This window comes from Muribacter muris (assembly GCF_004569585.1).
Taxonomy (GTDB): Bacteria; Pseudomonadota; Gammaproteobacteria; order Enterobacterales; family Pasteurellaceae; genus Muribacter; species Muribacter muris.
The window spans coordinates 1-613 of the sequence record NZ_SPPA01000072.1 but is presented as its reverse complement, the minus strand read 5'-3'; the positions used below and the strand labels follow the sequence as shown (position 1 = coordinate 613).

At 49.8% G+C, this 613-nt stretch carries 1 protein-coding gene; it reads left to right on the top strand.

The annotated features are described in order from the left end of the window. On the top strand, positions 1-613 hold a 613-nt coding region (locus E4T80_RS12895; protein WP_167740744.1), incomplete at both ends, for a coiled-coil domain-containing protein.

Below are 613 nucleotides of genomic sequence, written 5' to 3'. Positions count from 1 at the left end.
TTGCAGAGCTGTTTGCTGCACTTGCCGAAGTGCTTGCTACTTTTGCTGAACTATCTGCAGCAGATGCTGAATTTGATGCGGCAGTTGCTGAAGAGTCTGCTTTGGTTGCAGAGCTGTCCGCTGCACTTGCGGAGGTACTTGCCGCTGTTGCCGAACTGTCTGCAGCAGATGCTGAATTTGATGCGGCAGTTGCTGAAGAATCGGCTTTATTTGCAGAGCTGTTTGCTGCACTTGCCGAAGTGCTTGCTACTTTTGCTGAACTATCTGCAGCAGATGCTGAATTTGATGCGGCAGTTGCTGAAGAATCGGCTTTATTTGCAGAGCTGTTTGCTGCACTTGCCGAAGTGCTTGCTACTTTTGCTGAACTATCTGCAGCAGATGCTGAATTTGATGCGGCAGTTGCTGAAGAGTCTGCTTTGGTTGCAGAGCTGTCCGCTGCACTTGCGGAGGTACTTGCCGCTGTTGCCGAACTGTCTGCAGCAGATGCTGAATTTGATGCGGCAGTTGCTGAAGAATCGGCTTTATTTGCAGAGCTGTTTGCTGCACTTGCCGAAGTGCTTGCTACTTTTGCAGAACTATCAGCAGCAGATGCTGAATTTGATTCGGCAGTTGC